The sequence below is a fragment of the Mesonia sp. HuA40 genome (genome assembly GCF_008017835.1).
Lineage (GTDB): Bacteria > Bacteroidota > Bacteroidia > Flavobacteriales > Flavobacteriaceae > Mesonia.
In genome coordinates, this window is sequence record NZ_VRLT01000054.1 from 1 (window position 1) to 9,646 (window position 9,646).

At 32.4% G+C, this 9,646-nt stretch carries 10 protein-coding genes; 1 reads left to right on the forward strand and 9 read right to left on the reverse strand.

Annotated elements, in window-relative coordinates; translation table 11 throughout:
• The 9 genes from FT993_RS08695 to FT993_RS08735 form a co-directional block, all read right to left on the reverse strand.
• The coding region (locus FT993_RS08695; RefSeq protein WP_305054868.1) for a helix-turn-helix domain-containing protein at positions 1-261 on the reverse strand (261 nt) is incomplete at its 3' end.
• Positions 262-458: 197 nt separating this feature from the next.
• On the reverse strand, positions 459-1,946 hold the full coding sequence (locus FT993_RS08700; protein WP_187240791.1) for a S41 family peptidase: 1,488 nt from the start codon (positions 1,944-1,946) through the stop codon (positions 459-461).
• 151 nt (positions 1,947-2,097) lie between these two features.
• Complete coding sequence (locus tag FT993_RS08705) at positions 2,098-2,532, reverse strand: GNAT family N-acetyltransferase (RefSeq protein ID WP_187240792.1); 435 nt, start codon at positions 2,530-2,532, stop codon at positions 2,098-2,100.
• 199 nt (positions 2,533-2,731) lie between these two features.
• A complete protein-coding gene (locus FT993_RS08710; RefSeq protein ID WP_147862161.1) occupies positions 2,732-3,502 on the reverse strand; it encodes a carboxypeptidase-like regulatory domain-containing protein in 771 nt (256 codons plus the stop codon).
• Positions 3,503-3,713: 211 nt separating this feature from the next.
• Complete coding sequence (locus tag FT993_RS08715; protein WP_147862162.1) at positions 3,714-4,415, reverse strand: hypothetical protein; 702 nt, start codon at positions 4,413-4,415, stop codon at positions 3,714-3,716.
• 222 nt (positions 4,416-4,637) lie between these two features.
• Positions 4,638-5,957, reverse strand: coding sequence for a cell envelope integrity protein CreD (creD, locus tag FT993_RS08720; protein ID WP_147862163.1), 1,320 nt, complete (start codon positions 5,955-5,957; stop codon positions 4,638-4,640).
• A gap of 221 nt (positions 5,958-6,178) precedes the next feature.
• The gene (locus FT993_RS08725) at positions 6,179-6,760 is read right to left on the reverse strand and encodes a DUF1287 domain-containing protein (protein ID WP_147862164.1); all 582 of its coding nucleotides are present in this window, start codon (positions 6,758-6,760) and stop codon (positions 6,179-6,181) included.
• Between the two features lie 153 nt (positions 6,761-6,913).
• Entirely contained in the window at positions 6,914-7,708 is a 795-nt protein-coding gene (locus FT993_RS08730) for a cation transporter (RefSeq protein ID WP_167919739.1), read from the reverse strand.
• Between the two features lie 219 nt (positions 7,709-7,927).
• A complete protein-coding gene (locus tag FT993_RS08735) occupies positions 7,928-8,431 on the reverse strand; it encodes a hypothetical protein (RefSeq protein ID WP_147862165.1) in 504 nt (167 codons plus the stop codon).
• A gap of 264 nt (positions 8,432-8,695) precedes the next feature.
• Here FT993_RS08735 and FT993_RS08740 point away from each other — a divergent pair, with 264 nt between their 5' ends.
• On the forward strand, positions 8,696-9,196 hold the full coding sequence (locus tag FT993_RS08740; protein WP_147862166.1) for a hypothetical protein: 501 nt from the start codon (positions 8,696-8,698) through the stop codon (positions 9,194-9,196).
• Positions 9,197-9,646 lie beyond the last annotated feature (450 nt).

Here is a 9,646-nt window from a genome sequence, read left to right on the forward strand (position 1 = left end):
GTCTTTCTGAAACTCCAGTTCCTCAATCTTTTCCTTTAACTTTTTAATTTCATCGTTTTTACTCATACCATTACTTTGTTGTACTAAGGTACTGTATTTTGTTAACCAATAGGTAATAGTTGTTCTAGGAACATCATATTTTTTTGAAGCTTGCGTGCTAGAGATGTGTCCGGTTAGAATTTGGTCAACGACTAAAAGTTTGGTTTCTAGATTGACTTTTTGATAGCTTTTTTTTCGCCAGTGGTCTTTTTTTGTTTTCATAAGTGACTATAATTAATGGTTTAATTTTTAGTCAACCTATTTCAGGAAAGTTCAATGTTTTAATTACACCCAACGGTAACGTATAAGCGTAGTGCGGTATTACAGGCACTTTCTTTTCGGCTTAACCATTTAGTTTGTTGGATTCCACTTCGTTCAAATTTAGTACTTTAGCCCGCATTACGCTTATACAATGTTGGCTACAGTTTTTTTATTTTTCCAATCTCAAAATTCAGTTGAATGTCTTTATTATTTATAAAATCTTCGTGGGTTTGAACAACTTTAAAGTCAGGTAAAATTCCATCGCCAAATTTTTGATCCGATAATTCTTTTACATCTTGTTCAAGGTCTACAATCGAAAATGTCAGTCGAAGTTTTGAATTTGGAAGTTCATAAGTCATTGGAATATGTCCAGTATGACCGTAATAGCCACCCAATGATTCCTCTCCAATGACTATGGTGTTTTCATCACTCTTTACCAAACTTGCAAATAATGAACCCGCAGACGCCACGTATGGGTCAATTAATAAAATGATAGTTCCTTGAAAAGCATTTGATTGGGGTTTCCATACTTCATTGAATGTATCATTTTGGTAGTATCTATCTTCTTTTAATATTGAATGTTCTTTTTTAAGGTCATTTGTCAGTTCTTCAACATCATCGTAAACATAATATTCTTTAAAAGGTATTTCTTGAAATAGTGTAAAAGCAGAAGTGTTTTCTTTAAATTCTCTTTGAGTTAAGTATGAGTATAATAATAAATCGTTCGGGTCATTTCCACCTCCATTTCCTCGCACATCAACAATTAGGCTTTTAACTTTTTTGGCTTGAAGTGTTGTGAATACAGAATCCAAAAATGTAGCATACTGTGTATGCCCATCGGTTTCTGGTCCACCCATCGCAAATGTATGAACTTTCAAAAGTCCTGTATTTATGCTATCCAACCATTTATAAGAATAATTTTTACCTAATTTATTCTCAAATTCTTTAGAGTATCGATTATTGTAATTCGTATAAAAATCTTTGTACGTAACGCTTGCGATTGTACTTTTTTGAAGGTTATTAGAATTTTGTGATTTGTACTCAATTTCAAACTGACTTTGTTTTCCCACTGCCAAATAAATATAAAAAGGCAACCAGTCTGTTTCTATTTTAGCGTATTTACCTGTTTTATTAAATCCGTCCGTACTCACATATTTTGCTATTGAAGTAGCAAATTGATTTGAATTTATGTTGTTTACAGAAACAATTTCACTTCCTACAGGAATGTTCTCGTAATTAAGGTTTGTGTAAATTTTATTTTCAAGATATTTCAGTGGTATTGGAAAGAATATTTTTTGTTTACTCAAGTGGTTATCTAAAGAGTCGGGATAAGTTAATTCGTTGTGACAGCTTCCTGTATAATCAATAACATTCCACAAAATATTGTAAAATTCTCTATAAGAAATATTGCTTTTTATTTCCGTCTTATTTTTACTAAAAGCACTATCAATTTCGTGCTTAGTGCGATATTTATAAAGTCCTGCATTAGCTTCTGTAAAAATTGATTTGAAAACATCAAAGTCTTGAAGCATCTCCTGTTTTGATAGAGAATAGTTTTCTGTTAATTCAGGTTTTTTTCTTTCCGATTTACAGGAAATCAGTAAAATTAAACTTGAAATAATGATGAATTTAGTAATAATTTTCATTAATGTGTTCAAATTGTAGCCAACGGTTTGTATATGGCTTGTGGCGGTTTCGGAGCACTTTCCTGTCCACCGAAACCAAAGCTGGCTACGAAGCGATAACCTTGCTGGCAGCCGTTCACCCGCCATAAGCTATATGCGTTGTTGTAAGCCGTTATTTTATTCTTTTTTTCATTGTCCAAGATGTTTCTGTTTCTTCGATAATCTCGCATCCAAGTCGCTTATACAAGTTTGAAGCATTGTTTGCCTTGTCAACACTTAGAGACAAATATTCCACCCCAATTTTCTGATATTCAGAAGCAATTGCCTTAATCAACTTTGTTCCTATTCCTTGGTTTCTGTGTTCATTTTTAACTGCCATACTCAATTCTGGGGTTGTGTCATCTACATAGCCAAACCCTTTATTCTCGTCAGTTAATAGTCTTCCCCAAATTGCTCCAATAAGTTGATTGTCCAATTCCATAACTAAGGCAATGTCAAATTTGTCTTTCCCCCAATTCTCAATGTATTTGGATAGGGATTTGTCCTTAATTACTTCTTTTGGTAAAGGGTCAGTACCTTCTGGAATAAAAATCGCTTCGTAGAGCATATTCGCCAAGAAGTCAGATTCGCTTGTTTTAAGTTTTCTTATCGTCATTTTCGTTCTAATGGCTTACAACGGTTATGGCTATGCGCCGTAGCGTTGTTTTGCGACTAAGTTACCAAAAAAGAATGAACGGTAGGAAAATCCGTAGGATTTTCCGGGTAGGCGAGCAGTAGCTATGGCTTATAGCCGGTGTTGTAGCACGTTATTGTTTTTTCTTTCTAAATATATTTTTAATTCCGTTCCAAACTCTCTTATGAAATGGTGCTCTTTCATATACTACAAATTCGATTATTTCACCTTCCTTAAATTCCACGTCTATTCTTCTATTTTCTTTATTTTGAAGAAGATGTTCATAATCGACAGTTATTTCAGTTGTTACAAATCCAATGTATGAATAGATTAAAGTGATTTTTTTTAAAGAGTCTATTTCTTTTGTTATATTCAGTCTGTAAACTCCATCAAAATCTGACGTAACTCCTGTATGTGTCCCTTTGATAATTACATTTGCATAAGGTAAAGGTTCAGAATTGTTGTCCGTTAATCTTCCCGAAATATAAATACTGTCGTTTTTCACAGTACTTTTCTTTTTGACTTCTGCTTTTTCAGTTTTATTTAGTAAGTCATATTTCTTTTCAGTTTGTTCTGTTTTTACTGATTCTGTTTTTTCTTGACTGTAACTGCTAAATGATAAAAAGCTAAATAGTCCAAAATAGAAAGAATTCCAATAATTGATTTTGATATTTTTTTCTTTTTGTTTTGGTTTAGCGAGTTGTTCCTTATTGTAAAGTCCACAAACTTTTTGTTCCGAAAAAAGATGAGTTTTTGCAATTTCAGAATCTGTCATATTTCTGAAATCAATAATCGTATTACTACATTTTAAACAAAGTCTTCCTTTTTCATTTTCGGGCATATCAGCCCAAACTTGATTACATTTTTTTAAGTTAGAAAGATTGATTTTGGTTACTCTATTCATTCTGTGTCTAATGTGCTACAACTCATTTTATCAACCCAAATATACACTTTTAAAACAATTTCTTTACTGGATAAAGTGCAACTAAGTTATTGAGGAGTGAATGTATTAGAGTCAGTTTTAACCAGTCGAGTTGACTTGGTTAAAAAGGCAAGAAGAACGCGATGCAATCGTGCAGCAGCGGGGGGAACGCTTAGTTATTGGCACTAGTTTTTTAATTATTGAAATCAACTGTGTAATCCAAAGTTGTTCCTGCATCGATAAATAGCGTATCGTTTTCTCTCGTTGTTATATCGTTAATTTTACGTACAATTTCAATAACCACTGGTTGATTTCCTGCTGTTTCCAATAATTGATTGCTGTCAAACTCGTTTGTCCAACCTCTTATATTGCCATCGATAGATTGAGAAAAACCTGAGGGTCGTGGATATTCAAAATTTGTCCAAAGTCGGTCACTACCTTGGATGTTGTCAAGATTTAATAGAGTTAAATTCACAAAAGCTTTCTTAACAACATTATGGTTCCGAACAACCAAAGTATCCCGAACAGATGGAATTGATGGCATTCCATTCAAATCTGAACGAAGAAATTTATTTTCATTAAGTCTATCAAATCTCATTCTATGAATTCCGCTTTCTAATTCGTCGTCTCGCATAAAGAAACTTATACTAAAGTCGCCATTTGAGTCAGTTCTTGCAGTCGCTTTTGTTCTTACTGTTCCGAATCCTAAGCTTGTATTGTCCCAGACAACAGTAATTTTCTGATTTGTTATTGGTGTAGTTCCATCGTCAGTCATCAATTTTCCGACTATTTCAGTACAATCTGCTTCACAGTTTTGACTTATTAAATCATCTTCCTTTTCGCAACTTTGAAACGCAAAAGCAATTATTACCAATATTATTAAACTCTTTTTCATTGACGTTTTTCATAATTGTAGGCAACTCATTATATCAACTCAAATATACATTTTTAATACAACTTTGCACTGGATACAGTGCATCAAGGTTATTAGACCGTACTTAAAATAGGTTTACCTAAACCTATCGAAGCTATCTTGGTTTACAGGGCCATAAGAACGTGATGCAAGCTATACCAGGCATACAAAGGCTTAGTTCCCGTGGTATAGTTTTTATTCTAATTATTCCTTGCCAAGTTTAATATCATACCAATCAATTTTTCTAGAAAAATACATCACAATGCCCAAAATGACGAACATTCCAAGACTTCCAATCAATAGAGCATAATCTTCTAATTGAATAATTGTAAAAATAAAAGTATACATAATTAATAAAATACTAAAAATCAAGAATCCAATTTGTTTTGATCTTAATATTGCCATTGTATATAGTGAAATTAATGTAAGCGTTAAAACAGTGGCTAAAATATATGAAAGATTGAATTTTATATGTTCACTAAAAGATAATAATAGGGTATAAAAAACAATCAAAGCTATACCAACTAATAGGTATTGTATTGGGTGAATAAAAACTTTCTTCATAATTTCTACAAAAAAGAATGTCATATAAGTTAAAACTAAAAGCAAAATCGCATATTTTGCAACGCGATAAGACTTTTTGTAATTATCAACAGGTAATAGCAAGTCAGTCCCAAAAGAACTTTTTTCGATTTGATATTTACTACCGGTCCATTCTTGCGGAAAGTTCCTATTCAAATGAAGAATGTTCCAATTTGAAGTAAATCCTTGATCAGAAACGGTTCGTTCGTCAGGTAAATAAGTTCCTGTAAAACTAGGAGTGTTCCAATCTGAAGAAATATTTACATCTGTAGTTTTGCCTACAGGTGTGAAGTATAGGTATTGACTACCTTTTAAGTCGATTTCAGTTGTAAATTCATAATTAACAATGCTGTCCTTACGCAATGGTACTAATGCATTTATTCCACTTGAAACAATTTGTTTAGTAGATGTACCAGAATTAAAAGAAATATTCTTATTATTCCACTTTAGAGATACTTGCTTCTCAATTCCCTTTAAATCGTTAATTCCAAAGTTTAGTGAAGCCTTATCGAAATGAATATTGGCCTTTTCGATATCAAATTGTTTAAAAATAATGTTATTGAAATTTCCATTAATCTTTAAATTGGATTCATATACCACTACTTCATAAATTCCTCTATATCTTTTTTCTGGTTTTATCTCCCCACGTATATCTAAATTTTCTGGTAAAAAATGTGCCCATTCTTTGACTTTTACTATTTCATTAATAGAATCTTTTTTATTGAACCGTTTTACATATCGATCGTAAGGGATTGAAATAAATGGCCCCGTAATTGTTTGTCCGCTTCCCCACTTTAAGCTAACTTCATCAATTGCATTAGTTTGAACATCTTCTCTTTCATCAATTAAATCTTTAACCATCGAAGTCGGAATTAACAAGATTAGGATTAAAAAAATAATGACTCCAATTTTAAAAAAAATATTTGATTTGAGTTTTTCCATAGTCTGTATTTATTTTATTCTGTTAAATTTTTTGTTTCTATTGTCCTGTAAAATTAAATTTTAAAGATGAGGAAACGGGTTTGAAAAACCTTCAGTCACGGTTTTAAAGTTAATAATTTTCGGATTAGTACAGACGTCAGCAATTTCGAGTAGATTCGGACGTAGTCTACCGATGTTTCGGGATGCCGTAATTGCGGTTATACATTTTAAGTACGTGTAATCTAAATTTTATATCTATAGTGTCCGATTATTTTATAGTCAAATAAACAGTCTTCTAAAACTTGTCCGTCACCAATGTTATGAACTATTAAATTCCGCTTTCCGTCTTTTGATTTTTTATCTACTACGATTCCAATATGAGTTTTAGCTCCACCTAAACTCCAACAAACAATATCTCCAGGTTTATAATCGATTGCTTTTTCAGATATAGATTTTTCGGCACCTTTTCGTTTAAAAAAAGTCATTAAATTCGGAACTCTCCGATGGTCAATATTTTTGTCGGTTGATTTAAGTCCCCAAATTTTTGGATAAGAACTAAAGTTTACCTTCATATCCTCGTGCACTTCTTTTTGCAAGTCAATTCCAATTTTTCGGTAAGCACGAATTACAACGTCAGTACAAACACCTTTGTCACTCGGAACATCTCCGTTAGGATAATCAATTGAAAAGTAGCTCGGGTCATAAGTTACCTTTTGTTTTGTCAACTCAAGTGCACAGTCGGATAAATTATTTTTCTCAACCGTTGTTTGTGAAAAGCAGAGCTTAAAACTTAAAAATAATGTTATTAAAAGTAATTTTTTCATATTGAGGGTAAGATGTTTGGTTATGGTTTCGTTGCGTGGTTTAACACCTAATTTAGCAAAAAAAAACCGAAAAGAAAATCCGCGAGGATTTTCGTAAGTAGGCGAGAACCAGCCATTAATTATACACGTTGTTGTAAGTAGTGCTTTTTTAGTTCACTTACTTAATTTCAAAATCCGAAATGCTCCTTGAATTACCAATGCAAAAACAATTGTTCCGATAATCAAATCAGGTTTATTAGAACTCAAATAATGCACTAAAATTCCTGCAATAATTACTCCCAAATTGATAATCACGTCATTCGAAGTGAAAATCATACTCGCTTTCATATGTGCTTCTTCTTTGCTCTTTGACTTTTGCAAAATATAAAGACAAATTCCATTTGCAATAAGTGCAAAAATCGAAACTATAATCATTGTTGAAAAATCGGGAAGTTTCTCGTTTCCGAAAAATCTTCTCAAGACTTCTACAAATCCAATAATCGCAAGTATTATTTGAAAATAACCAGCAAGTTTGGCAATCCGTTTTTTCTTTATTACTGTTCCGCCAACCGCAAACAAACTAATTCCGTACACAAAACTGTCCGCAAGCATATCTAAACTATCGGCAACAAGTCCCATAGATTTTGAGATAATTCCTGTTGTCATTTCAATAATGAAAAAAGCAAAATTTATGGCAAGTACAGACCAAAGTAGTTTTTTCTGATTTTCGTTTTCTTTAAATTCCGTTTGGTCGGTTTGTTCCGTTGATATTTTTTTTCCACCTAAATTCAATTCGATAACGGACTTTTCGATTTGGTCAATTTCTCCGCTGTGAAAAACGGTCAGTTTTCGGTTCGGAATATCAAAGTCCAAATTCGCAATGCTTGAAATTCCGTCCAATTTCATTCGGATAAGATTTTCCTCTGAAGGACAATCCATTTTGGTAATTTCAAATATTGTTTTATTCACTTGGTTTCTGGGTTTTTCGGCATTACTTACAACGGTCTCGTGTATGAGCAGTAGCGGATTTTATGCACTAACTTTTCGATTTAGTACAAAGTTAGTTAAAAAAGGACACTTTCATTTTGCACTTAACCCGCTATTGCTTATACACAATGTTGTGCGGTCGTACTTTTTCTTTTTCAGTCCGTCAGCGTTGGCAAAGACATATTCTTTTGCAATTTTTGGTTAGTGTGATGGCTGGTGCGAATTGCAAACGCGTATGGCTTTATGCGCTGACATTATAAACCATTTTCTATGGTTGTAAGAGATTCTAATAAATTCTTTTCTGCGTCCTGAATTGCATTGTGATAGTTTAGTTAAAGCCTTTGAGAAGTTAGTCGATTTCTTTTCTCTTTCCTTATCATCAACTATTGGAAAGTCAAGTTCTTTAAAGTCATCTTCATTAAGTCTGTATCTACTTGGTGTTCCGCAGCGTGTTTTGGAATACATATACTTTAGCATTAAGTCAGTTCGTAACACTCCTGTAATGTAAAATGAGTCTTTTAGGTCTTTAGATCTAATCACGATAAATTCTGGCGAAGCAACAATATAGTCTACTGCTTGGGGAATTGAAGGAACTACATCAATTTTTCTGTTGATCATACTCTGATCAAGCCTTGCTAATAAAATATCTCCTGGTTTTACGATTTTCAAACTCCCTTCAATTTCATTACCTAAGCAATAAATCACATTATCAATTTTAACTCGCTACTTCGTTGATTATTTCTCGAACACTCAGATATAACTGAGTTACTCGCTATTGTTTTTATTTTTAATTGCAGGTATTTATTTAGTAATTAAAATGCAAAAAAGAAATTAGTATTCTCTAGTCGTGCTCTAGTTAATTTATTTTCACTTAAAATTTTAAAGATTCTGCATCTAATTTTAATATGATAATATAAATACCTATATTTAAATTTCAACAAGTCTTTTTAGACATTATTACCAATCTAAATGAAAAATATTTTAATAATTATTGCATTTATATTATACTATACAGATATAAAGGCACAAGATATTTCGATAGGTGAATTTTATGAGGTTGCAACTAGCGGCAAAATTGCTTACGAGGATATAGTGAAAAAACACGCTCTAGAAAGAAAAGACAACCAAGAGGGTTCCCCTATGTCACGAAAAAACGAAATTAGATTTGTTAGCTATGGCCCGATTGATGAATCGAGTAAAAAAGATTTCAATTTATTTACTATGCTTGAATATAGGCAAAAAAGGTTAGCAATACTTTATACTGATAATAAAGATTATTGGTTAAACTATTATACACAGATAAAAAATAATGATGAATATTACAGGGCCTCACATCTAGAAGGGTCTGCAAAACCTGCCACAGATTGGGTTTATAAGCTTAAAAAAAATCCCTATTACAAAATTTCATTTATTAAAAATATTGGACAAGAAGAAGGTGATTACAGTTTTGTGATTACCTATAGCTATTAGTACTGTTATTATATTAACAAGTTGTATTATTATATTTCAATATTCTAAAACTAGTTGCTCATATTAAGCAATTGTAATAATACCAGCTTTAAATTAACGACCAGCAGTATTTCCCGTAAAAACAGGGTAAAAGAACAAGGGAATAGTTTGATTAAAAAAGAGCTACGTATTATTTTTCGGTATGCCGCACAACGGCCTTGGCTATGATTTCGTTGCGGAAAAATACGCAGGATTTATTCCGTTGTAGCTCAAAGATAGAAAAAAGGATGGAATTTTCGGTAGAAAATTCCGCCGCAATGAATTATAGCCGTTGTTACCTAAAGTAGCGACACGTTCTGCTTGGAAGGTTCTGCTTTGCCGTCCAAATAATTAATTTCCGCTTTACTCTTTTTCCGTCCACTTTTTTATTCGGCAATGCGCTGATTTATTCAAAAAACGTACAAGTGAAAA

Coding starts and splice junctions, on each gene's coding strand:
- FT993_RS08700 (WP_187240791.1), bottom strand. CDS start 1,946: ATGAAAATTATTACTAAATTCATCATTATTTCAAGTTTAATTTTACTG.
- FT993_RS08705 (WP_187240792.1), bottom strand. CDS start 2,532: ATGCTCTACGAAGCGATTTTTATTCCAGAAGGTACTGACCCTTTACCA.
- FT993_RS08710 (WP_147862161.1), bottom strand. CDS start 3,502: ATGAATAGAGTAACCAAAATCAATCTTTCTAACTTAAAAAAATGTAAT.
- FT993_RS08715 (WP_147862162.1), bottom strand. CDS start 4,415: ATGAAAAAGAGTTTAATAATATTGGTAATAATTGCTTTTGCGTTTCAA.
- creD (WP_147862163.1), bottom strand. CDS start 5,957: ATGGAAAAACTCAAATCAAATATTTTTTTTAAAATTGGAGTCATTATT.
- FT993_RS08725 (WP_147862164.1), bottom strand. CDS start 6,760: ATGAAAAAATTACTTTTAATAACATTATTTTTAAGTTTTAAGCTCTGC.
- FT993_RS08740 (WP_147862166.1), top strand. CDS start 8,696: ATGAAAAATATTTTAATAATTATTGCATTTATATTATACTATACAGAT.